At 74.6% G+C, this 23002-nt stretch carries 19 protein-coding genes; 13 read left to right on the top strand and 6 right to left on the bottom strand.

From position 1 onward, the window contains the following. Nucleotides 1-42 precede the first annotated feature (42 nt). A complete protein-coding gene (locus tag J3R08_RS07580; RefSeq protein WP_064447141.1) occupies nucleotides 43-534 on the bottom strand; it encodes a DUF3093 domain-containing protein in 492 nt (163 codons plus the stop codon). 85 nt (nucleotides 535-619) lie between these two features. Between J3R08_RS07580 and dut the strand changes: the two genes are divergently transcribed. The 4 genes from dut to J3R08_RS07600 all read left to right on the top strand — a co-directional run bounded on the left by dut (nucleotide 620) and on the right by J3R08_RS07600 (nucleotide 2996). Further along, nucleotides 620-1117 (top strand): dUTP diphosphatase, encoded by a 498-nt coding sequence (gene dut / locus J3R08_RS07585; protein WP_030502984.1) that lies wholly within the window; start codon nucleotides 620-622, stop codon nucleotides 1115-1117. Between the two features lie 25 nt (nucleotides 1118-1142). After that, on the top strand, nucleotides 1143-1766 hold the full coding sequence (locus tag J3R08_RS07590; RefSeq protein WP_043325677.1) for a DUF3710 domain-containing protein: 624 nt from the start codon (nucleotides 1143-1145) through the stop codon (nucleotides 1764-1766). 172 nt (nucleotides 1767-1938) lie between these two features. Continuing rightward, nucleotides 1939-2319, top strand: coding sequence for an OB-fold nucleic acid binding domain-containing protein (locus J3R08_RS07595; RefSeq protein WP_043325675.1), 381 nt, complete (start codon nucleotides 1939-1941; stop codon nucleotides 2317-2319). After that, nucleotides 2316-2996: a DUF3159 domain-containing protein gene (locus tag J3R08_RS07600; protein ID WP_043325672.1), complete on the top strand. Its 681-nt coding sequence runs from the start codon at nucleotides 2316-2318 to the stop codon at nucleotides 2994-2996. Before J3R08_RS07595 ends, J3R08_RS07600 begins: the two co-directional genes overlap by 4 nt. A gap of 7 nt (nucleotides 2997-3003) precedes the next feature. Here J3R08_RS07600 and J3R08_RS07605 read toward each other — a convergent pair whose 3' ends face one another. Both J3R08_RS07605 and J3R08_RS07610 read right to left on the bottom strand, forming a co-directional pair. Further along, a complete protein-coding gene (locus J3R08_RS07605) occupies nucleotides 3004-3687 on the bottom strand; it encodes a TrkA family potassium uptake protein (RefSeq protein ID WP_043325670.1) in 684 nt (227 codons plus the stop codon). Nucleotides 3688-3690: 3 nt separating this feature from the next. Beyond that, complete coding sequence (locus tag J3R08_RS07610; protein ID WP_043325668.1) at nucleotides 3691-4356, bottom strand: TrkA family potassium uptake protein; 666 nt, start codon at nucleotides 4354-4356, stop codon at nucleotides 3691-3693. Nucleotides 4357-4514: 158 nt separating this feature from the next. Between J3R08_RS07610 and J3R08_RS07615 the strand changes: the two genes are divergently transcribed. The 5 genes from J3R08_RS07615 (at nucleotide 4515) to J3R08_RS07635 (ending at nucleotide 11723) form a co-directional block, all read left to right on the top strand. After that, complete coding sequence (locus J3R08_RS07615; protein ID WP_043325667.1) at nucleotides 4515-6602, top strand: APC family permease; 2088 nt, start codon at nucleotides 4515-4517, stop codon at nucleotides 6600-6602. Continuing rightward, nucleotides 6599-7879, top strand: coding sequence for a class I SAM-dependent RNA methyltransferase (locus tag J3R08_RS07620; protein WP_209960481.1), 1281 nt, complete (start codon nucleotides 6599-6601; stop codon nucleotides 7877-7879). Before J3R08_RS07615 ends, J3R08_RS07620 begins: the two co-directional genes overlap by 4 nt. Nucleotides 7880-7924: 45 nt before the next feature. Next, a complete protein-coding gene (locus tag J3R08_RS07625; protein WP_209960483.1) occupies nucleotides 7925-9085 on the top strand; it encodes an anhydro-N-acetylmuramic acid kinase in 1161 nt (386 codons plus the stop codon). A 58-nt stretch (nucleotides 9086-9143) separates the two neighbouring features. Continuing rightward, entirely contained in the window at nucleotides 9144-11087 is a 1944-nt protein-coding gene (gene dxs, locus J3R08_RS07630; protein WP_064447144.1) for a 1-deoxy-D-xylulose-5-phosphate synthase, read from the top strand. Between the two features lie 129 nt (nucleotides 11088-11216). Next, nucleotides 11217-11723, top strand: a complete 507-nt coding sequence (locus tag J3R08_RS07635) for a GNAT family N-acetyltransferase (RefSeq protein ID WP_233514555.1) — start codon at nucleotides 11217-11219, stop codon at nucleotides 11721-11723. Between the two features lie 302 nt (nucleotides 11724-12025). Here the strand turns inward: J3R08_RS07635 and J3R08_RS07640 are convergent, their stop codons facing one another. Next, the gene (locus J3R08_RS07640) at nucleotides 12026-13216 is read right to left on the bottom strand and encodes a hypothetical protein (protein WP_209960485.1); all 1191 of its coding nucleotides are present in this window, start codon (nucleotides 13214-13216) and stop codon (nucleotides 12026-12028) included. Nucleotides 13217-13549: 333 nt separating this feature from the next. On the opposite strand from J3R08_RS07640, the gene J3R08_RS07645 reads away from it, so the two are divergent. Together J3R08_RS07645 and J3R08_RS07650 are read left to right on the top strand one after the other, a co-directional pair. Then, on the top strand, nucleotides 13550-15301 hold the full coding sequence (locus J3R08_RS07645) for a hypothetical protein (RefSeq protein ID WP_280841730.1): 1752 nt from the start codon (nucleotides 13550-13552) through the stop codon (nucleotides 15299-15301). After that, a complete protein-coding gene (locus tag J3R08_RS07650) occupies nucleotides 15259-17046 on the top strand; it encodes a hypothetical protein (RefSeq protein ID WP_209960489.1) in 1788 nt (595 codons plus the stop codon). Before J3R08_RS07645 ends, J3R08_RS07650 begins: the two co-directional genes overlap by 43 nt. Before the next feature lie 13 nt (nucleotides 17047-17059). On the opposite strand, the gene J3R08_RS07655 is transcribed toward J3R08_RS07650, so the two are convergent. Further along, entirely contained in the window at nucleotides 17060-18928 is a 1869-nt protein-coding gene (locus J3R08_RS07655; protein WP_181373762.1) for a hypothetical protein, read from the bottom strand. 93 nt (nucleotides 18929-19021) lie between these two features. Here J3R08_RS07655 and J3R08_RS07660 point away from each other — a divergent pair, with 93 nt between their 5' ends. Further along, entirely contained in the window at nucleotides 19022-20257 is a 1236-nt protein-coding gene (locus J3R08_RS07660; protein ID WP_166455463.1) for a PQQ-binding-like beta-propeller repeat protein, read from the top strand. Then, entirely contained in the window at nucleotides 20254-21546 is a 1293-nt protein-coding gene (locus J3R08_RS07665; protein ID WP_140946383.1) for a PQQ-binding-like beta-propeller repeat protein, read from the top strand. Before J3R08_RS07660 ends, J3R08_RS07665 begins: the two co-directional genes overlap by 4 nt. On the opposite strand, the gene J3R08_RS07670 is transcribed toward J3R08_RS07665, so the two are convergent. Continuing rightward, entirely contained in the window at nucleotides 21547-22737 is a 1191-nt protein-coding gene (locus tag J3R08_RS07670; protein WP_245254682.1) for a C39 family peptidase, read from the bottom strand. Between the last annotated feature and the right edge of the window lie 265 nt (nucleotides 22738-23002).

A 23002-nucleotide genomic window follows, 5' to 3' on the forward strand; every position in this document is an offset into this window, starting at 1 on the left:
CGCGGGCGGCGTCGGGTCAGGCCGCCTCGGGGCGGCGTCGGATCAGGCCGCGTCGCGGGCGGCCAGGACGGCGGCCGCCAGCTGGACCGGGTGCCGGGTGCTGACCACCCAGAACGGGGTCGGGTCCTCCGGGTCGTCCAGCACCACCTGCACGGCGCCGTCGATCCACGGACGCTGCACCACGAAGGCCAGCGGGTCGGAGCCGACGCCGAGCACCTCGCGCCGGCCGGCCGCGTCCAGCGGCACCACGTCCGCGACGTACCGCACCGGGAGGTGGGCGTCGTCCACCCGCAGCTCGCCGTCGCGCACCTCGACCCGGATCCGGCCCAGCCACCACAGGGCGGCCACTGCGGCGGGGATCAGCAGCACGAACGGCAGCCAGGCGCGGACGCCGGTCGCGCCCATCCACAGTTCGACCGCGAGCAGCGCGGCCGCGGCCAGCCCGAGCGGCCAGGCCCACCAGGGCAGACCGAGGCGCTCCGCGTACGGCGCGGCGGTGGCCGGCGGCGCGGCCGGAGATGACGACTGACGCACACTGACGAGGGTACGGCGCGTCGCGGGCCCGGCAACCGGCAGGATGACAGGGCACCCCCGCAGGACCGGACGGAAGAGGATGACCGTGACAGACGTCGTACCCGTGCCCGTGCGACTGCTCGACCCGGAGCTGCCGCTGCCGGCGTACGCCCATCCCGGTGACGCCGGCGCGGACCTGGTGGCCGCCGCGGACGTCGAGCTGCCCCCCGGCGGCCGGGCCCTGGTGCCCACCGGCGTGTCGGTGGCGCTGCCCGACGGGTACGTCGGGCTGGTCCACCCCCGATCCGGTCTGGCGGCGAGGCTCGGCGTGACGGTGCTCAACGCGCCCGGTACGGTCGACGCCGGCTACCGGGGTGAGATCCTGGTCAACCTGATCAACCACGATCGGGACACGCCAGCCAAGATCAGCCGGGGCGACCGCATCGCGCAACTGGTGGTCCAGCGGGTCGCCCGGGCCGAGTTCCGGCCGGTGGCCGAGCTGCCCGCGTCCCGGCGTGGCACGGGCGGGCATGGGTCCACCGGCGGGCACGCCGGCCTGGTCCCGGCGCCGTCCGGCGGGCAGAGCGAAGAGGTGGCAGGGTGAGTGCGAACAGCGGAGGGTGGGCGCAGTGATCTTCTCCCGGAAGCGGGCCGACGAGGCGCGTGACAATGGGGTCCTCGACGCCGAGGAGACCCCGTCGGCGCCGGACCGCGGACCGTACGACGTCAGCGAGGCCCCCGACGCGCCCCGGCTCGACCTGGGCAGCCTCCAGATCCCGGCGGTGCCGGACGTGGAGGTGCGCGTCCAGGCCGACCCGCAGGGCGTGATCCAGCAGGTGGTGCTGGTGCACGGGCAGAGCGCGCTGCAGCTCGGCGTCTTCGCCGCGCCCCGCTCCGAGGGCATCTGGGACGAGGTGCGCGAGGAGATCCGCCAGTCGCTCGTCGCCGACGGCGCCACCGTCCAGGAGGTCGACGGGGAGCGCGGTCCCGAGCTGCGCGCCCGGGTGCGTACCCCGGATGGCCCGACCGACCTGCGCTTCGTCGGCATCGACGGCCCGCGCTGGATGGTGCGCGGCGTCTTCCAGGGCCTCGCGGCCACCGAGGCGGCCACCGCCGGGCCGCTGACGGCCTGCCTGGACGGCCTGGTGGTCGACCGCGGGCAGGAGGCCAAGCCGGTGCGCGAGCCGCTGCCGCTGCGGCTGCCCCGCGAGGTCGCCGAGCAGCAGGCCGCCGCCGAGCAGCAGGAGGTCTGATCCACACGTGCCCGGGCCCGGCGTCGAACGGCGCCGGGCCCGCGGCGTGCCGGCGTCCCGGGCGGCGGTACGCGTACCACGGCGCTCCCGCCGGCGGGCCGTGTCGGCGTACTCTGGCGGGACGGTTCCGCCACCAGCGGGGCCCCGCTGTGGAGAGGGTGACGCGGAGGTCATGACGACCGACGAGAGCCGGGGGTCGCTGCGGCGGCTCCTGCACCGGCTCACCGCCAGCGAGGCCGAGATCGAGGCGCAGGAGCTGCGCCGGGAGAGCGCCGAGTCCGGCGGCACGCCGGCCCGCCAGTGCAACAGGGGCCAGGTGGTGTCGGTGGCCGGGCGGCTGCGCACCGTCGTCTACACGCCGCGCACGAACCTGCCCACGCTGGAGGCGGACCTCTACGACGGCACCGACGTCGTCACGCTGGTCTGGCTGGGCCGTCGGCACATCGCCGGGATCGAGCCGGGCCGGCACCTGACCGCGCGCGGCCGGGTGGCGGTGCGTGACGACCGCAAGGTGATCTACAACCCGTACTACGAGCTGGAGTCGCCGAAGTGACGACCGGACAGCAGCACACCCCGTCGGGTCTCGGCCCGCAGGACGAGGAGCGGCTGCCCAGCCTCGCCGAGCAGATGGCCGACCAGCTCGGCGGATGGCGCGGGCTGGTCGAGTCGAGCATCCCGGTGGTGGTCTTCGTGGTCGCCAACGTGATCGGCGAGCTGCGCCCCGCCGTGTACGCCTCGGTGGCGGTGGCGCTGCTGATCGCCGGCCTGCGGCTGGCCCAGCGCAAGCCGGTGCGGCACGCGGTGAACGGCCTGTTCGGCGTCGGCATCGGCGCGCTGCTGGCCCTGCGTACCGGCGACGAGCGCGACTTCTACCTGCCCGGCATCCTCTACGGCATCGGCTACGGCCTGGCGCTGCTGCTCTCGGCCGCGATCCGGCAGCCGCTGGTCGGCTGGATCTGGTCGGTGCTGGTCGCCAAGGGCCGCTCCGAGTGGCGCGACGACCCCAGGCTGGTCCGCACCTTCACCCAGCTCACCGTGCTGTGGGGCGTGGTGTGGCTGGCCAAGGTGGGCGTACAGGCCGGGCTCTACCTGGCCCACCAGGACACCGCGCTGGGCGTGGCCCGGCTCGCGCTGGGCTACCCGCCGTACGCGCTGCTGTTGCTGATCACCGTCTGGGTGGTGCGCCGGGTCACCCGGGAGGGCGCGCCCACCCCGCTGCCGGGCGCCTGAGGCCGCTTCAGGAACGGTGGCGGTCCGCGCTGGCCGGGCCGAGGATCACCGCGCGTACGTCGTCCTCCACCGCGGCGGTGCAGACGAACACCAGCTCGTCGCCGGCCTCGATCGGGTCGTCCGGGGTGGGCACCAGCACCCGCTTGCCGCGCACGATCGCCACCAGCGCCGCGTCCCGGGGGATCGGCACCGCGTGGATCGCCTGCCCCACGTAGGGCGCGGTCGGCGGCAGGGTGATCTCGACCAGGTTCGCCTCGCCCTGCCGGAACGTCATCAGCCGGACCAGGTCGCCGACGGTGACCGCCTCCTCGACCAGCGCCGCCATCACGCGCGGCTTGCTGACCGCGACGTCGACGCCCCACTGCTCGGTGAACAGCCACTCGTTCTCCGCCCGGTTGACCCGGGCCACCACGCGGGGCACCGCGAACTCGGTCTTGGCCAGCAGCGACACCACGAGGTTGACCTTGTCGTCGCCGGTGGCCGCGACCACCACGTCGCACCCGGCCACATCGGCCTCCTCCAGGCTGGCCAGCTCGCACGCGTCGGCGAGCACCCAGTCGGCGGCGGGCACCCGGTCGGGCCGCAGCATCTTCGGCTGCCGCTCGATCAGCATCACCTGGTGGCCGTTGTCGATCAGCTCCTGGGCGATCGAGCGGCCCACGTTGCCGGCGCCGGCGATGGCGATCCGCATGGCTCAGTGCCCCCCTTCCGGCGGCGCCGCCGCCACCGACGTGACCGGGCCGTTGATGTCGTCGGTCACCAGCATGAAGACCTGGTCGCCCTCCTGCACCACGGTGGAGGCGGTGGGCAGGGTGCCGATGCCGAACCGGTTCAGGTAGGCCACCCGGGCGCCGGCGGCCTGCTCCAGCTGCCGCAGCGGCCGGCCGATCCAGTCCTTGTGCACCGGCACCTCCATGATCGACACGGTGCTGGTCGGGTCGCGGAAGATCTCCACGTTGCCCTCGGGGACCAGGTGGCGCAGCATCCGGTCGGCCGTCCACCGGACGGTCGCCACGGTGGGGATGCCCAGCCGCTCGTAGACCTGCGCGCGGCGCTGGTCGTAGATGCGGGCCGCGACCCGGGACACGCCGAACGTCTCCCGCGCCAGCCGGGCCGAGATGATGTTGGAGTTGTCACCGCTGGAGACCGCCGCGAACGCGTCGGCCCGCTCGATGCCGGCCTGGCGCAGCACCTCACCGTCGAAGCCCGCGCCGGTCACGGTGATGCCGGCGAAGTCCGGCCCGAGACGGCGGAACGCGTCCGCGTCCTGGTCGATCACCGCCACCGAGTGGCCGCGCGACTCCAGGCTGTGGGCCAGGGTCGACCCGACCCGGCCGCAGCCCATGATCACCACATGCACGGTGTCCGCTCCTCCCACGGCGCCGCCCGCCGACCCGTCGCCTGCGAGCCTGCCACGTCCCTCCACGGGACGGGGGACCGAACCGTACCGCGCGGGCGCGCAGGCCGGAGATCGACCACCCCCGCGCCCGGCACCAGGTGGTCGTACGCTTGGCGGTTGTGGCCCGACCCACCTCGCTGCTGAAGCGACTCCTCCTCGGTCGACCGTTCCGGTCCGACCGCCTGCAGCACACGCTGCTGCCGAAGCGCATCGCGTTGCCGGTCTTCGCCTCCGACGCGCTCTCCAGCGTGGCGTACGCGCCGGACGAGATCCTCCTGACGCTGTCCATCGCCGGCGCCTCGGCGTTCTTCTTCTCGCCGTGGGTCGCGCTCGCGGTGGTCGTGGTCATGCTGACGGTGGTGGCGAGCTACCGGCAGAACGTGCACGCCTACCCCTCCGGCGGCGGCGACTACGAGGTCGCGACGGTCAACCTCGGTCCCAAGGCCGGCCTGGCGGTGGCGAGCGCGCTGCTCGTCGACTACGTGCTCACCGTCGCCGTCTCGGTCTCCTCCGGCGTGGCGAACCTCGGCTCGGTGGTGCCGTTCGTGGCCACCCACAAGGTGCTCATCGCGGTCAGCGCGGTGGTGCTGCTCACCGCGATCAACCTGCGCGGCCTGCGCGAGTCCGGCACCGCCTTCGCCATCCCCACGTACGGCTTCGTGATCGTCATCGGCGGCATGCTGCTGACGGGGCTGGTCCGCGTCTTCGTGCTCGGCGACGACCTGCGCGCGCCGAGCGCCGGCCTGGAGATCCAGGCCGAGCACAGCGTCACCGGGTTCGCGCTGGTGTTCCTGCTGCTGCGCACGTTCTCGTCGGGCTGCGCGGCGCTCACCGGCGTGGAGGCGATCTCCAACGGCGTACCCGCCTTCAAGGCCCCGAAGTCGAAGAACGCGGCGACCACGCTGCTGCTGCTCGGCGGCATCGCGGTCACCATGCTGGTCGGCATCATCTGGCTGTCCCGGCTCACCGGCCTGCAGTTCGTCGAGGACCCGAGGACGCAGATCGTCTCCGGCCCGGTCGACTACGTGCAGAAGACGGTGACCGTGCAGCTCGGGGAGACCGTGTTCGGCGGCGGCTCGGTGCTGCTCTACGTGGTCGCCGGGATGACCGCGCTGATCCTGTTCCTGGCCGCCAACACCGCCTTCAACGGCTTCCCGGTGCTCGGCTCGATCCTCGCGCAGGACCGCTACCTGCCGCGCCAGCTGCACACCCGAGGCGACCGGCTGGCGTTCTCCAACGGCATCCTGTTCCTGGCCGTCTTCGCGGTGGTGCTGATCATCGGCTTCCAGGCCGAGGTGACCAAGCTCATCCAGCTCTACATCGTCGGGGTGTTCGTCTCGTTCACGCTCTCCCAGGCCGGCATGATCCGGCACTGGAACCGGCACCTTCGCAACGAGCGGGACCCGGAGGCGCGCCGCCGCATGCTGCGCTCCCGGGCGATCAACACGTTCGGCATGGTGATGACCGGCGTGGTGCTGGTCATCGTGCTGGCCACGAAGTTCCTGCTCGGGGCGTGGATCGCGATCGTCGCGATGGCGGTGATGTACGTGGTGATGCTCGGCATCCGCCGGCACTACGACCGGGTCGCGGAGGAGCTGGAGCCGACCGAGCAGCGGGGCGTGCTGCCCGCCCGCAACCACGCCATCGTGCTGGTCAGCAAGCTGCACAAGCCGACGCTGCGGGCGGTCGCGTACGCCCGGGCGACCCGGCCGGACACGCTCACCGCGGTCACCGTGAACGTGGACGAGCAGGACACCCGGGAACTGCAGGCCGACTGGGAGCGCCGCGAGCTGCCGGTGCCGCTCACCGTGATCGACTCCCCGTACCGGGAGATCACCCGGCCGATCCTCAACTTCGTCGCGTCGGTGCGCCGGGAGTCGCCGCGCGACGTGGTCACCGTCTTCATTCCCGAGTACGTGGTGGGGCGCTGGTGGGAGAACCTGCTGCACAACCAGAGCGCGCTGCGGCTCAAGGGGCGGCTGCTGTTCGAGCCGGGCGTGATGGTGACGAGCGTGCCCTGGCAGCTCGCCTCCACCGCCAGCAAGAACCTGGACCGCCTGGACGCCACGCTCAGCCGGGGTCCGGCGCGCGGCCCCCGGGTGGCGCCGCAGAGCACGCTGCCGCCGCCGGTGGCGTCCACCCCGTCCGCGCCGTCCGCGCCCTCCACGCCGTCCGCGCCCTCCGCCGAGCGGGAGGAGCGGCCGTGAGCGCCGACGAGCGTCCCGGTCCGGTGCCGACGGCGGAACGCCCCGGGCTGGAGGAGGCCGAGCGGGTCGAGCTGACAGTCGACGCGGTCGCGCCGGGCGGGCACTGCGTGGCCCGCGTCGGCGGGCAGGTGGTCTTCGTCCGGCACGCGCTGCCCGGCGAGCGGGTGATCGCCGAGGTGACCGAGCTGCACCGGGGCTTCGCCCGCGCCGACGCGGTGGAGATCCTGGACGCCGCACCGGACCGGGTCGCCCCGCCGTGCCCGTACGCCCGGCCGGGCCGGTGCGGCGGCTGCGACCTCCAGCACGTCGCCCCGGCCGCCCAGCTCGACTGGAAGCTCGCCGTGGTGCGCGAGCAGCTCACCCGGCTGGGCGGCCTCACCGCGGAGCAGATCGACGCGCTCGGCGTACGCGTCGAGGCGCTGCCCGGCGGGCCGCTGGGCTGGCGCTCCCGGGTCCGCTACGCGGTCGACGCGGCCGGGCGGGCCGGGCTGCTCAAGCACCGCTCGCACGAGGTGGTGCCGATCGAGCGGTGCCTGATTGCGCACCCGGCGATCCAGGGGCTGCCGGTGCTCCCGCCGACCGGCGCCCGCTGGCCCGACGCCGACGCGGTGGAGACCGTCGCCAGCACCGGCGGGGACGTCGCCGTGGTCGCGTACGCCGAGGGGGTTCCGACGGCGGTGAGCGGGCCGGAGCGGGTCCGGGAGACGGCGGCCGGGCGGTCCTTCACGCTGCCCGCCTCCGGGTTCTGGCAGGTGCACCCGGCGGCGGCGGACGCGCTGACCGGCGCGGTGCTCGACCTGCTCGACCCGCAACCGGGCGAGACGGCCTGGGACCTGTACGGCGGCGCCGGGCTGTTCGCCGCCGCGCTCGCCGAACGGGTCGACGGGGCCCGGGTGACGCTCGTCGAGTCCGCGCCGGACGGCGTGGCCGCGGCCCGGGAGAACCTCGCCGACCTGCGCGGCGTCGAGGTGGTCGCGGCGCGGGTGGAGACCGCGCTGGCCCGGCGCCGGATCACCGGCCCGGTCGACCTGGTGGTGCTCGACCCGCCGCGCTCCGGCGCGGGCGCGCCGGTGGTCCGCGACGTGGTGGCCGCCGGGCCGCGCGCGGTCGCGTACGTGGCGTGCGACCCGGCCGCCTTCGCCCGGGACGTCCGCACGTTCCGCGAGGCGGGGTGGCGGCTGGCCGAGTTGCGCGGGTACGACCTGTTCCCGATGACCCAGCACGCGGAGCTGGTCGGCCTGTTCCTGCCCGCGCACGGCCCCGGCCCCGCGCGTTAACAAGGGGCCCTTTTACTACCGGATCCGTTAAGAAGGGGCCCTTCCTTGCGCATCGTCGGGCTGATGTCGGGCACGTCCTACGACGGCGTGGACGTGGTGGCCGCCGAGTTCACCGCCGCCGGCGACACGCTGCGGCTGCGGCCGCTCGGGCACCGCGAGCTGGCGTACCCGGACGACCTGCGGGCCGAGATCAGCGCGCTGCTGCCCCCGGCGGCCACCACCATCGAGGCGGTCTGCCGGCTGGACAACCGGCTCGGCGAGGTGTTCGCCGAGGCGGCGGCGGCCGGCGTCGAGCTGGCCGGGGGCGCTGCCGACGCGGTCGTGTCGCCGGGGCAGACGGTCTTCCACTGGGTCGAGGCGGGCCGGGTGCGCGGCACGCTCCAGCTCGGCGCGCCGGCCCGGGTGGCCGCCCGGGTGGGCGTACCCGTGCTGCACGACCTGCGCTCGGCGGACGTGGCGGCCGGCGGCCAGGGCGCGCCGCTGGTCCCGGCGTTCGACGCGCTGCTGCTCGACCCGGCTGCCGGCCCACGTGCGGCGTTGAATCTCGGCGGGATCGCGAACCTCACCGTGGTCGCGCCCGGCGCGCCCGTCCTCGGGTACGACGTGGGCCCGGCCAACGCGCTGCTGGACGCCGCCGCCCGGCGCTTCCTGGACCGGCCCTGCGACGTCGACGGAGCGCGGGCCGCGGCCGGGCGGGTGCACGAGGCGCTGCTGGCCCGGCTGCTCGCCGAGCCGTACTACGCCGCGCCGCCGCCCAAGTCGACAGGCAAGGAGCTGTTCCACGGCGGCTACGTGGACGCCGCGCTGGCCGCGCTCGGCGAGCCGGTGGCCGCCGACGACGTGCTGGCCACGCTCACCGAGCTGACCGCCCGCACGGTGGCCGACGCCTGCGACCGGCACCGGGTCACCGAGGTGGTGGCCGCCGGCGGGGGAGTGCGCAATCCCACACTCCGGGCGCGGCTGGCCGCGCTGGGCGTGGGACGCTGGCGGCTGCGCACCACCGACGAGCTGGGCATACCGGCCCAGGCCAAGGAGGCGTACGCGTTCGCGCTGCTCGGCTGGCTGTCCTGGCACGGCCTGCCGGGCGCGGTGCCGTCGGTGACCGGCGCGTCCCGGGCCGCCGTGCTCGGCTCCTGGACGCCGGCCGGCCCGTCCGCCGCCGCGCCGCGCCCACCCGCGCCCCGGCGGCTGGTGGTCGACGCCTGACCTGGGTCGATGCACGGCCGGGCTGCGGACTGTCGCGCGGCCGATAGACTCTCCGGTCATGAGTGTTGAAGAGGGCACGGCCAACCACGGTCGGCTGCTGGGCACCGTCCGCGGCCCGCAGGACGTGAAGCGGATGACCGCCGAGCAGCTGGACATCCTCGCCGCCGAGATCCGTGACTTCCTGATCGCCAAGGTCTCCCGCACCGGCGGCCACGTCGGCCCCAACCTGGGTGTGGTCGAGCTGACCCTGGCGATGCACCGGGTCTTCGACTCCCCCCGCGACCGGCTCCTCTTCGACACCGGCCACCAGGCGTACGTACACAAGATCCTCACCGGCCGGCAGGAGGGCTTCGACAAGCTCCGCCAGCGCGGTGGCCTCTCCGGCTACCCCAGCCAGGCGGAGAGCGAGCACGACCTGATCGAGAACTCGCACGCCTCCACCGCCCTGTCGTACGCCGACGGCCTCGCCAAGGCGTACGCGCTGCGCGGCGAGAAGCGCTCAGTGGTGGCCGTGGTCGGCGACGGCGCGCTCACCGGCGGCATGTGCTGGGAGGCGCTGAACAACATCGCCACCGCCGGCAACCCGCTGGTGATCGTCGTGAACGACAACGGCCGGTCCTACTCGCCGACCATCGGCGGCCTCGCCGACCACCTGTCGTCGCTGCGGCTCAACCCCGGCTACGAGAAGGTGCTCGACACGGTCAAGGACGCGCTGGGCAACACCCCGTTCGTCGGCAAGCCGATGTACGAGGTGCTGCACGCGGTCAAGAAGGGCATCAAGGACGCGGTCGCCCCGCAGGCCATGTTCGAGGACCTCGGCATCAAGTACGTCGGCCCGGTCGACGGCCACGACGTGCCGGCGGTCGAGGCGGCGCTGCGCGCGGCCAAGAACTTCGGCGGCCCGGTGATCGTGCACGCGGTCACCCGCAAGGGCTACGGCTACCGTCCCGCCGAGGACGACGAGGCCGACTGCCTGCACGGCCCCGGCGCGTTCGACGCCGAGACCGGCAAGCTGCTCGCCGTGCCGTCGGTGAAGTGGACCAACGTCTTCGCCGACGAGCTGGTCGCGATCGCCGACGAGCGGCCCGACGTGGTCGGCATCACCGCCGCCATGGCCGAGCCCACCGGCATCGCCACGTTGGCCCGCAAGTACCCGGAGCGGGTCTACGACGTGGGCATCGCCGAGCAGCACGCGGCCACCTCCGCCGCCGGCCTAGCCATGGGCGGGTTGCACCCGGTGGTGGCGGTCTACGCCACGTTCCTCAACCGCGCGTTCGACCAGGTCCTGCTGGACGTGGCGATGCACAAGCTGCCCGTCACGTTCGTGCTGGACCGCGCCGGCATCACCGGCCCGGACGGGCCCAGCCACTACGGCATCTGGGACATGTCGGTCTTCGGCGTGGTGCCCGGCCTGCGGATCGCCGCGCCCCGCGACTCGGCCACGCTGCGTGAGGAGCTGCGCGAGGCGATCGCCGTGGACGACGGCCCGACCATCCTGCGCTTCCCGACCGGCACCGTCGCCGCCGACCTGCCGGCCGTACGCCGGGTCGGCCCGGTCGACGTGCTGGCCGAGTCGGCGCGTACCGACGTGCTGCTGGTGGCGGTCGGCTCGTTCGCCGGCCTCGGTGTCGAGGTCGCCGCCCGGGTCGCCGAGCAGGGGTACGGCGTGACTGTGGTCGACCCGCGCTGGGTGCGCCCGGTGCCGGCCGAACTGGTCGAGCTGGCGTCCGCGCACCGGCTCGTGGTCACCGTGGAGGACGGCGTACGCATCGGCGGCGTCGGCTCCGCGCTGGCGCAGGCGATGCGCGACGCGGACGTCCGCGTACCGGTGAAGGACATGGGCGTGCCGGCCGACTGGCACCCGCACGGCAGCCGCGCGCAGATCCTGGCCGACCTGCGGCTGACCGCGCAGGACGTGGCACGCGACGTCACCGGCTGGATCTCCAGCCTCGACGCCACCCCGGTCGACCCGGCCGCGAACGGAGCCCGAGCCCAGAGCTGACCCCGCTCTCCGTCGCGCCCGCCCGCCCGCGTCGATCTTGCACTTGCGGCCCTCCTGATGTCGGCTTCGCCCGATAAGGGAGGGCCGCAACCGCAAGATCGCTGGATGTCTTGTGTCGAGGGAGGGGCGGTGGAGATTCGGGAGGCCGGGCTCGGGGATCTTTCGGGGATCGTCGAGTTGCACAGCCGGGCGCGGGTCGCCTACTACGGGGCCGGTGGGTTGCCGACCGAGGAGATCCTCACTCCGGAGCTGGCTCGGGAGCAGCGGGAGGGCTGGGCGGCGGCAATCACCTCGGCGCGCAAGCAGGTGCGAGTCGCCATCGTGGACGGTGTCCTGGCCGGGGTGCTGGCCATGGGTCCGCCGCACTCGTCCGACCTGGATCCGCGGACGACCGCGCAGCTCTACCAGATCCACGTCGATCCGGGACTCTGGGGCCGAGGCGTCGGTGGCGCGCTGCACGCGATGTTCGTGCGGCACCTGGCGGACGAAGGGCTGGTGCTGGGCGTGCTGGAGGTGTGGGAGCGCAACACCCGGGCCCGCGCGTTCTACACGCGCCACGGTTGGCGCCCCGACGGCACCTCCCGCCCCGGCCCGGCCCGAACCCCCTACGTAGGCATGCAGCTGACCCACCCTTAGCCCGTCGCTTAGCCCTCACCTTCACCTCAGCCCGCCCTGAACCCGTCGATCTTGCACTTCCGACCCCGAGGTTGCCGGTTTTGCCCTGATCGGCGGGGCCCTCACTGCAAGATCGCCGAGTCCCTCCAGCCCTGGCCCCGCCCTGGCCTGCCCTGTTGACCAAGGAGTTTGGGTGCGTGGAGAGCCTCCCGGACGACACAAACTCCTTGATCACCGAGCCAGTCGGGTGATCATGAGGTTGGCCGTGGATTGTGTCCGGTTTGTCGCCGTCAAGTTCATGATCGACGGGGACCACGGCGGGGTTACGGGGTGGGGAGGGAGCGGTACCAGGTCTTCTCGGTGCCGGCCAGGCTGAACGTCTGCCGCTGCTCGGTGTGCTCGACGACCACCAGGCCGGGACGGTCCACCAGGCGGGTGGTGCCGGGCGGGGCGGAGAACGACACCTCGCCCGTACGCCAGCTCAGCACCGCCAGCGGCCGGCCGGGCATCGGCAGGTGGTACGCCTGGAGCGTGGTGGACCGGTCGGCGGGGGAGACCACCGGCGTGCCGCCGTCCGCGGGCCGGTAGACCACCGCGGTCATCGTCCCGCTGGGACTGTCCCAGCTCAACTGTTCCAACTCGCCCGGCTCCCCGTCGCCGAGCGCCACCGAGCCGAGCGAACGGGTGGCGATCTTCGCCATCGGCCAGGACTCCGGCGCGGAACGGGGCGCGTCCCGGTCGCCGATGCGGCGCGGCACACTGCCGAACGGGCCCCGCTCACCGGCCAGCACGCAGGTGTCCAGCCCGGTCAGCGCGCGCTTCCCGGCGCCCGTGTCGTCGCGTACCAGGGGGTAGCGGGGCGCTTCGGTGGCCGTACCCAGGTCCAGGACGCGGTCCGCGGCCTTGCCGCGCGGCAGTGACGTCGTGGGCCGCAGCGCCGCGGTCAGCTCGACGGCCCGGCAGTCCGGCACGGCGACCGGCTCGGTGACGCCGTCGGTGCTGGCGACGGCCTTGCCGTCGGGGCCGAGCAGGCGTGCGACGCGGGCCGAGGTGAGGTAGCGGCGGCCGTCCGGGTCGCGCACCGGCAGCACGTCGGAGTAGACCAGGTAGCCGGGATCGGTGTACTCGGTGGCGTGGGCCACCCGCCACCGCTGCCCGTCCCGGTCGAGTTGCAGCAGCCAGGAGGCGGCGTCACCGGGCACATCGGCGGCGACCAGCGCCAGCGCGGAGCCGGCCACCTGACCGGAGAAGAGGATGCCGGAGGTGGGCACGTGTACCCGGTCGTCCACCGGGGAGCGCCACTCGCGTACCGCTGTGGTGATCGCGGCGGTCGCCGCCGCGTCGCCGGCCAGGCTGCCGCGCGGCGGCCACACCGCGAGGTTGCCGTCCAGGCTGTCGTAGCCGACCCGCAGATCCGCCGGCTTCCGGTCCGCGATCGGTCCGCAACCCGCGGTGACCAGCAGCAGAGCTGCCAGCGCGGTGCCCGTCGTAGCGCTTCGGCGGGCTGAAAGCACCCTGATCCCCTCGCCGGTCGTCGGTCGGAAGCCCACATGGTACGAGACGGCCCGCCGCCCGGCCGCGCCCGGCTCACCCTTTCGGTCGAGTGACCACTGCGGAACGTGACGGGCGATTCGGGTATCAATATCCGGCTCCGGTAGACTCCGCCGATTGTGACGCCTGCCGAGACCCGCGGCGCCTCGACGCCGGACGCCGCCGCCCCGACGGGCCACCGCTCCGTCACCCTTGATCCACCACCGGTCACCGTCGCCGAGCCGGAGCCGGCGACCACGACACCTCCGCAACCGCCGGCCGAGCCCGAGGCGCCGGCCACGCCGGGCGCGCGGCGCGTGCGCCGGTGGCGGTGGACCCGCCGCCGGATCGACCTCATCGTGTACGGCGGATTCCTGCTCGCCGCGATCTGGGTGACCAGCGGCATCTGGGCCGACCCGGCCGGGCGGGTGGCCGCGCTCTACAGCAGCGACCCGGCGCAGGTGCAGTTCTTCCTGGCCCACTCGGTACGGGTGGTGCTGCACGGCGAGTTCCCGTTCTTCACCGAGCAGTTCAACTACCCCGACGGCGTCAACCTGATGGCGAACACCGCCATCCTGGCGCTCGGCATCCCGATGGTGCCGGTGACCCTCCTGTTCGGACCGGCGGTCTCCTTCGTCACGCTGGTCACGCTCGGCCTGGCCGGCACCGCCGCCGCCTGGTACCGGGTGCTGTCCCGGCACGTGATCCGGCACCGCCCGGCCGCCGCCGTGGCGGCCTGGTTCTGCGGGTTCTCGCCGGCCATGCTGTCGCACGCCAACTGGCATCCGAACATCATCAGCCAGTTCCTGCTGCCGTTCATCGTGTGGCGGGTGCTGGTGCTGACCCGCTCGACCCGGCCGGTGCGCGACGGCGTGCTGCTGGCGCTGCTGGTCACCGCGCAGGCGTTCATCAACGAGGAGATCCTGCTCTTCACCGCGCTCGCGCTGGGCGTGTTCCTGATCGCCGTGGTGGTGCAGCAGCGCGAGCGGTGGACGACCGCGTGGCGTCCGCTCGGCGCCGGGCTGGCGGTCTGCGCGGCGCTGGCCGGCGCGCTGCTGGCGTACCCGCTGTATGTGCAGTTCGCCGGCCCGATGGCGTACCACGGGCTCAGCGACGCGGTACGCGACTACGGCAACGACATCGCCGCGTACTTCGCCCCCGGCTCGCCCACGTTCGGCGGCAACGAGCGCGCCAACGTCAACCTCGCCCCGAACTACTCGGAGGAGAACGCGTTCTTCGGCTGGAGCCTGTCGCTGATTGCCGTGGGCATCGTGATCTGGCTGCGGCGCGACGTGATCGTCCGGGCGCTGGCCGCGACCGGGCTGTTCTTCGCCGTGCTCTCCCTCGGCGAGCGGATCTCCTGGTGGGACCGGGAACTCGTCACCGGGCCGTGGGAGTTCCTGGTGCGGCTGCCGCTGCTGGACGCCGTGGTGCCCACCCGCTTCGGCCTGATCACCAGCGTGACGGTGGCGATCCTGCTCGCGTACGCGGTGCGCCGCGCCTGGGCGCTGCGGGGCGTGGACCGGCGGACGGCCCGCAAGCTCACCGCCGCCGGCCTGATCCTCGCGCTGCTGCCGATCGCGCCGATGCCGTTGCGGGTCACCACCCGGGAGCCGGTGCCGAAGTTCATCACCGCCGACCGGTGGCGGCAGTACGTCGGCCCGGACCAGACGCTCGTGTCCGTGCCGGTGCCGGCGATGGGCAACACCGACCCGATGCGCTGGGCGGCCAGCACCAACCTCGACTTCAAGATCCCCGGCGGCTACTTCCTCGCCCCGCGCAACGGCGTCACCGGAGACCCGGGACGCTTCGGCGGGCGGCCCAGCGGCATCGGCGAGATGCTGCGGGAGGTGTCGTCCACCGGCCGGACGCCGAAGCTCGACGACCGGCAGCGCCGCCGCTACCTGGACGAGCTGCGGCACTGGAACGCGGCGGTGGTGGTGCTGCCGCTGGCCGAGCAGAACGCCGAGCCGCTGCGCCGCACGGTGGAGCAACTGGTCGGGCCCGGACGGCAGGAGCTGGACGTGTGGCTGTGGGACGTGCGGAAACTGACCAGCCGGCCCGCCTGACCGCACCCGAGCAGCCCGCTCCCGCTCCCGCTCCCGCGCCCCGCCGCCGGCCGGTCGACGCGCTGGTGGTGGCCGGCTACCTCGCGCTCGCGGTGCTGCTCACCAGCGACCAGTGGCGCCGCCCGGAACGGCTGTTCCACCAGGCCGGCGACCAGATCCTGTTCGAGTGGATGCTGGCCCGGGCCGCCCGCGCGGTCACCGGCGGCGAGAACCTGCTGCACAGCGCCGCGCTGAACGCCCCGGACGGGGTGAACCTGATGGCGAACACGTCGGTGCTCGGGCTGGGCGTGCCGCTCACCCCGGTCACCGTCGCGTTCGGCTCCCAGGCGGCGTTCCTCGTCGCCGTGACGATCAGCCTCGCCGGCACCGCCACCGCCTGGTACGCGCTGCTCGCCCGCCGGCTGGTCCGCTCCCGGGCCGCCGCCGCGGTGGGCGGCCTGGTCTGCGGCTTCGCCCCGGGCATGGTGGCGCAGGCCGGCGCGCACCTGCACATGGCCGCCCAGTTCCTGGTGCCGGTGATCCTCGCGCTGGTGTTCCGCCCGGCCACCGACCGGGTACGCCGCGACGGCGTGCTGCTCGGGCTCGCAGTCGCGTACCAGGTGTTCCTCGGCGAGGAGGTGCTCGTCTTCCTGGCGCTGGCCGCCGGGGTGTTCGCCGGGGCGTACGCGCTCGCCGACCGGGCCGCCGCGCGTCGCCTGGCGCCGGTGGTGGCCCGCCGGCTTGGCATCGGCGCGCTGGTGGCGGGCGTGCTGCTGGCGTACCCGCTGTGGTTCCAGTTCGCCGGGCCGGGCCACTACCGGGGGATGCCGTTCCACACCGGGGGCTACCGGCTGGACCTGGTCTCGTTCGTCGCCTCCGCCCGGCAGACAGTTGCCGGAGACGCGCACCGGGCCGGGCTGCTGTCGCCGAACCCGACCGAGCAGAACTCGTTCTTCGGCCCGTTCCTGCCGCTGCTGGCGCTGCTCGTCGTGGTACGGCTGTGGCGGCGGCCGCTGGTACGCGCGCTCGCCGCGTGCGGCCTGCTGTTCGCGGCGCTGTCGCTCGGCGCCTCGGTGGTGGTGAACCGCGACGACACCGGACTGCCCGGCCCGTACCGTCTGCTCGCCGGGGTGCCGCTGCTGGACCTGGTGGTGCCGGCGCGCTTCGCGCTGGTGTGCGTACCGGTGCTCGGGGTGCTGCTGGCGCTCGCAGTCGACCGGGTCCGGCACGGCGCCGTGCGCGCCTGGGCGCCGTGGGCCGGCGCGGTCGCCGCCGCGCTGCTGCCGCTGGCGCCGACCCCGATCCGCACGGTGCCGGTCGCGCCGGTCCCGGCCGTCGTGTCCGGCGGCGGCTGGCAGGCGTACGTGCCGGCGGGCCGCACGCTGGTTCCGGTGCCGCCGGTGACCGGGGCGGCGGTCAGCCCGGCCATGTTCTGGTCGGCGCGCACCGCGCTGGCGTTCGACGCGCCGGGCGGCTACTTCATCGGCCCGCGCTCGGCGGACGACCCGGCCGCCCGCTGGGGCGCGCCGGACCGGCCCACGTCGCTGCTGCTGCGCCGGGCCGCCGAGACCGGCCAGGTGCCGCCGGTCGGCGACGCGGAACGCCGGCAGGCGGTCGCCGACCTGCGGCACTGGCGGGCGGCGGCGCTGGTGCAGGCCGACTCGACGCCGGCCGACCCGGTACGCGCCACGCTGGACGCACTTCTCGGCCCCGGCCGGGACGTGCCCGGCGGGCACCTGTGGGACGTCCGGGCGCTGACCGGCTGACCGGGACGCCGGCTCAGACCCGGTCGCGCACGTCCCAGAGCCACACGTCGTCCACCCGCTGCGGCGGGCCGAGCAGCTCGGCCATCAGGTCACGCAGCACCGCCTCGCGCGGACCGGACCCGAGCACCACCACCGACGCCCGCCAGAAGCGCAGGTCGTCCACGGCCTGGCGGCGGTTCTCCTCGGTGATCTCCGGCACCGCGTTGGCGTCCATCGTGGAGTAGATGAGCGTGCTGGTGGGGCGGTTCGGCGCGCCGAAGACACCCTCACCGCGCTCGTTCGGGCCGATGAAGTAGCCGCCCGGAATCGGGAACTCGTGCCCGGTCAGCGCGCTCCAGCGCAGCGTGTGCAGCCCGTGCACGTTGCTCGGGATCGGCACCGGCACCAGCGTGCGGCCCTCCGGCACGTACGGCCGCCAGCCACCGGCGGTGATGAAGCGCGGCGGCGGGTCGATGTGTTCCGCCGGCAGCGGACGCGGGATCAGCGGCACCAGGGCGGCCACGATCGCGGCGTACCCGGCCAGCCGCAGCACCCGGCGGCGCGTGTCGCGCGCGGCCGTCCCGTCGCCGTCGCCGTCCGTGCTGTCGTCGGCGGCGGCGCGGGGGGCGGGCACCGGCGGACGGCCGGCACCGGCCAGCGCGTCCCACGCCAGGGCGAGCAGCACACCCACGGCGGCCACCACGACCAGGCTCAACCGGGTCGGCATCATCATCTCGACCAGCGGCAGGTCGTCCGGAATGTACGCCCACGGCCCGTCGACGTCGGTCTCCACACCGTTGAACCGCACCACCGGGCCGATCGAGGCGATCGTGAAGACGACCACCAGCACGGCCAGGATCCGGGCCGGCACCGACCGGCGGACCAGCAGCACCAGCGCGCCCAGCGCCACCAGCACCAGCGGCCAGCCGAACCAGGTGTTCTGCTCGGTCAGCCCGATGGTCTTCTCCACCGCCTCGTCACCGGCGATCGTGTCCCGGGCGAACGTGACGAAGGCCACCAGGTCCTCGCCCCAGTTGTGGAAGACGCCGCCCTGCAACCCGCGGTATGACTGCGGCCCGTTGAACTGGAACCAGATCGGGTACGCGGTCAGCAACAGCGCCAGCCCGCCGCCGAGCCCGAGCGCGGCCAGGAACGACCCGGCCCGCTCGCGGGCCGCCCGGGGCCGCTGCACCGCGTACGCCACCACGACTACCAGGCAGGCCAGCGCGGTGAGCAGCAGCATCTCCTCGTTGATGAAGACCTGGTACGCCACCAGCAGCCCGAGCGCCAGCCCGTTGCGCCGCCACCGCCCCGGCTCGCCCAGCCGCAGCACCCGCGCCACGATCAGCGGCAGCAGGAAGTTCGACACGAAGTTGGGCTGGCCGTTCGCGTGGTGGACGATGCCCGGCGCGAAGCCGAGGAACGCGCCACCGGCGAACGCGGCGGCCCGGGACCGGACCAGGTGCCGCGACAGCACCCAGTACGACGTGGCGGCGGTCGCCGACAGCGCCGCGCCCAGGTAGAGCGCGTACATCACCTGCGGGCCGAGCAGCAGCGTCAGTGGCGCAAGCGGCAGCGTCACCCCGAGCAGCGAGGTGTTCGCCATCATGTTCACCCCGTCCGGCGCGTTCTGCCGGGTGGTGAACAGCGGGTTCTCCAGGTGCTGCACCGAGTACGCGCCGTGCGCGAACAGCCACTCGAACCAGCTGTGGTCGGTCGGCAGGTGCGAGGAGACCCGGTGCTCCACGTCGCCCCAGTAGTTGAGGCAGACGAGAACACCGAGCAGCACATAGGCTCCGATGGCCAGCAGATCGGCGCGGGCCGGCCGGCGACGGGCACGGCGTGGCGGATCGGCCACGACGGCGTCCGTCTCGACGGACGAGGGGTTCAACGAGGGGTCCACCACGGGCACGGCCACGACGCGCCATCGTACAGGCGAATTGTGGCAATGCCGGTCACGGCCGGACGGCGGCCGGGCGCGCGGGAGAGGATGGTCGTGACCGTCATCGATCTGGGGGAGTTGCGTCACGACGCTCCGCCCCCGGCGGCCCCCCGCCCGCCGCGCAGCGTCGGGCGGCCGGCCCGCACCCTGGCGCTCCTGCTGCTGGCGCTGCTCACGCTCGCCGCCGCCGCGCCGCCGCGAGGACCGGCGGAGTGGACGCTGCCCGGCGGCCTGGGCTCGGCCGTGTTCGTCTCCGGCGACGTGGTGTACGTGGTGCGGCCGAACCGCGGTGACGGGCGGGAGATCGTCGCCTACCGCGAAGGGCGGGAACTGTGGCGCAGTCCGCTGCCCGGCATCGGCACCGCCGTGTCGGTGTGGGAGCAGGACGGCCGGGTGATGGTGGCCGGCCCGGCCGGCGGCGACGAGGACTGGGAGACGGTGACGTACGACGCGGCCACCGGCGCGGACGTCTGGCGCCGGCGCGGGGTCGCGTTCGCGGTCGGCCGGGTGCTGCTGTCGCAGTCCGCCGCGTCCGACCCCCGCCCGTCGATCACCCGGGTCGACCCCGCCGACGGAAGGACGATGTGGACGCTGCCCTCGACGGGCATGCTGGGGTTCGATTACGGCTCCGGGACGGAACGCATGCTGTTGTGGCCGGCCACCGGGCAGGTGGTGGTCGTGGACGCGCGCACCGGCGCGCGGGTCGCGGCCCGGGACCTGCACCCGGTGCGACCGCCCGGCCCGCGCCACGTGATGACCGTGGCCGGGCTGCTGCTGGAGATCGGCGGCGGGCTCATCGAGGCGTACGACCTGGACACGCTGCGACCGCGCTGGACCGTCGAACAGAAGCTCGTCGACTACGTCGACAGGTGCGGCGCCCTGCTCTGCGCCGTCCGGCCGGGCGCCGGGATGACAGCGCTCGACCCGGCGACCGGCGCCGTGCGCTGGAGCGTGGACCGGTGGGCACGCGTCGTGGCGGCGCGCGACGACCGGCTGCTCGTCGGCGACACCGCGATCGGCGCCGGCGGCCTGGCGGTGCTCGGCCAGGCCGACGGGCGTCTGATCGCCGAGCTGGGCGGCTGGACCCTGGCCCCGCAGCACGGGTCCGGCGGCCCGCTGCTGGCCACCCGGCTGCTGGGCGGCGGCCGGCAGCTCCTGGCCGAGATGGACCTGTCCGGCGGTCCGCCCCCGATCAGGGGAGTGATCACCGGGACCGACTGCACGACCGGCGTGACGCTGCTGGTCTGCCGCAGGCCCGCAGGTGACTACGTGGTGCGGCGGCTGCCGTGAGCCCGGTGATCGAACTGGGCGAGATGCGGCACGGCGAGTCCGCCGACGAGCCGGAACCCGCGCCGCCCCGTCGGCCGCCCGGCCCGGCGGTCCGGGTGGCGCTGCTCGGCGTACTGGTGCTGCTCGTCGTGCACGCTGCCGCCGGGCCGCCGCGCCGGCCCGTGCCGATCCGGATTCCCGCCCCGCAGGGCGCGGCGTTCGTGGTGCGGCCGGACCGGGTGGTGGTGGCCGACGGCCCCGGCGCGACCGGCCGGGGCGGGCGGGTGGTCGCCGCGTACCGGCTGCCCGGCGGGGAACCGGCGTGGCGGTTCGCGCTGACCGACGGCGACCACGTGCTCGGCCTCACCACCGTGGCCGGGGGACTGCTGGTGACGAGCAGCCCGGCCGGGGACGGTGACTCGGTGTCGGCGATGCTCGACCCGGCGACCGGCACGCTGCGCTGGCGGCATCCCGGATACCCGGTCCCGACCGCCTCCGGCGGGCTGCTGCTGGAGAACCCCCGCCCGCCCGGCGCGGGCACCGTACGGGCCGTGGACCCGGCCTCCGGCGCGGTGCGGTGGACGCTGCCCGTACCGGGCCAGGAGGTGGGGTACCGCCGCGACGACCACGGGGTGACACAGCTCGTCCTGGTCACCCCGCAGGGCCGGGTGACCGTGTACGACGCGGACGCGGGCACCGTCGCGCACACCGGCCGGGTGGCGCCCGCGGCCGGCCGTGCCGCCTACCGGTACGCCCAGGTGGTGGCCGATCTGCTGCTGGTCGAGGACGCCCGGGGCTCGGTCACCGGGTACGGGTTGGACCGGCTTGAGGAACGGTGGAGCCTGCCGGTGGGCTCCCGCGCCGGACTCTGGTTCGCCGACTGCGCCGGGATGGTGTGCCTGCGCAACCAGGTGGGCGGCGCGCAGGCCCTCGATCCGGCCACCGGCCGCCCGGCCTGGACCGACGAGCGGTGGCTCGGGATGGGACCGGTCGGCGACCGGCTGATCGCCGCCGAGCGCGGGGTCGGGGAGGAGCTGGAACTGTCGGCGCTGGACCCGCCGACCGGCCGGGTGCTGGCCCGGCTGGGCCGCTGGCGCGTCTCGGGCAACGACCTCCCGTCCGGGCCGCTGCTCGGGCTGCGCACGCTCACCGAGGACCGGACGCTCGTCGGCGCGCTGGACGTGGCGGCCGGGCAGGTGCGGATCCGGGGGATCCTGCCCGGCGCCTGGTCCGAGTGCGCGGACACGGGTACGCAGCTGGTGTGCCTGCGCCCGACCGGCGGCATGGCGATCTGGCCGGCCGGACGCTGATCACCAGTTGGCCTGCGCCGGTGGCGGCGGCAGGGGCGTCGACTCGGGCCGCAGCACGTACGTGATGCCGCCGCTGCCCACCTGCCAGGCATGCTCGAACGGCGCGCGCGGCACGGTGCGGCGGACCCGCTCGTCGTCCGGCGCGTACGGGTCGTTCAGCACCGGATCGCCGTCGGCGGTGAAGCCGGCCAGCACGATGAGGTGCCCCCGGGTGTCGTAGTCCAGCCCCGGCACCTGCCCGGCGGTGAACGCCGCCGAGACGATCAGCGGGATGCCGGCGGCCACGAACAGTTCCGCTTCGGCCAGCGAACGCAGCCGGGTGACGAACGCGTCCACCCCGTGCGTCGCCGCGTACGCGGTGTTGAACGGCCAGTTCCCCGCTCCGGCGTACGCGTGGTCGAAGCAGTGCCGGGCGGCGTGCACCACCCGCGGGCGGGGGCCGGGCGGCGTCACCCAGGCGTACCGGTCCGGGGTGGGGCCGGCGCCCCAGAAGTCGAGCACCATGGACACGCAGGTGGGGCTGCACCAGGAGTCTCCACCGCCGCCCCAGCGGGTCTCCCCGGTGGCGTGCAGCCGCTGCGCGTAGCGCGGCACGTCCAGCACCCGCCCTCGCGCGCCGCCCGCGCCGGCATCGGTTCTTGCGACGGCTCGTTGTCCGACGCCGGGCGGGTCGGTGGAGGCGACCACGCCGATCGTGCGCAGCGCCGGGCCGTCCGCCGCGTCGAGGCGGCGCAGCAGCGTCACCCGCACCTGCCAGCCGGTCACCGTCGCGCCGGTCACCCGCAGCGTGTCGGCGGCCACCCGCGCCCGGTCGTCCGCCTGCCCGGGTACGGACGCCCGGTGCACCGTGCTGTCGTCGGCGGCCCAGTTGCCCAGCTCGTACCAGCCGGTGGAGGCCGCGTCGCCGGCCCAGCCGCGCAGCTCCACGCGCAGCCAGCAGCCGGCCGGCGTGTGCGCGGTCCAGGAGGGCACCAGCTCGACGGCGGCGAAGCCGAGCGGCGTCACCGGGGAGGTCCAGCTCCCGGCGGCGTACTCGGCGGTGGTCCCGGAGTGCGGATCGGTGTGGGTCAGGCGGCCGGGCGCGCCGTCGAGCACCAGCCCGTCCGGCCCCGCGGTGAGCCCGTCGGCGAGGCCCACGTCCCGGTCCGCCGGGAAACGGAACCGGCGGTACGCGATGTCGCGGCCGGTCATCGGGGTGCCGCCCGGCGTGGATCGGGTGTCTCGACCGCGTGCTTGTCGATCATTGCCGCTGAGCATCGCGTACCCGAAGGTTTTGTGCAACGGCGGTGGGTGCGGGCCCCGCGCTGGACCGGTCGGCCAGTGGGTTCGGGCCAGCCGCGCGGGAGGGTCCGCCTGCTCGCCGGGCCCGGTGTGATCAGGGGCGTAGCGAGTCGATGGGGCGGCCCACCTGACAGCATTTTCGTCACCGAAGGTAACCGTGACGTGAGCTCCCGGG

The sequence above is a fragment of the Micromonospora sp. HB375 genome (assembly GCF_017872985.1).
Classification (GTDB): Bacteria; Actinomycetota; Actinomycetes; order Mycobacteriales; family Micromonosporaceae; genus Micromonospora; species Micromonospora chalcea.

Coding starts and splice junctions, on each gene's coding strand:
- dxs (WP_064447144.1), top strand. CDS start 9,144: ATGAGTGTTGAAGAGGGCACGGCCAACCACGGTCGGCTGCTGGGCACC.
- J3R08_RS07605 (WP_043325670.1), bottom strand. CDS start 3,687: ATGCGGATCGCCATCGCCGGCGCCGGCAACGTGGGCCGCTCGATCGCC.
- J3R08_RS07670 (WP_245254682.1), bottom strand. CDS start 22,737: ATGACCGGCCGCGACATCGCGTACCGCCGGTTCCGTTTCCCGGCGGAC.
- J3R08_RS07595 (WP_043325675.1), top strand. CDS start 1,939: ATGACGACCGACGAGAGCCGGGGGTCGCTGCGGCGGCTCCTGCACCGG.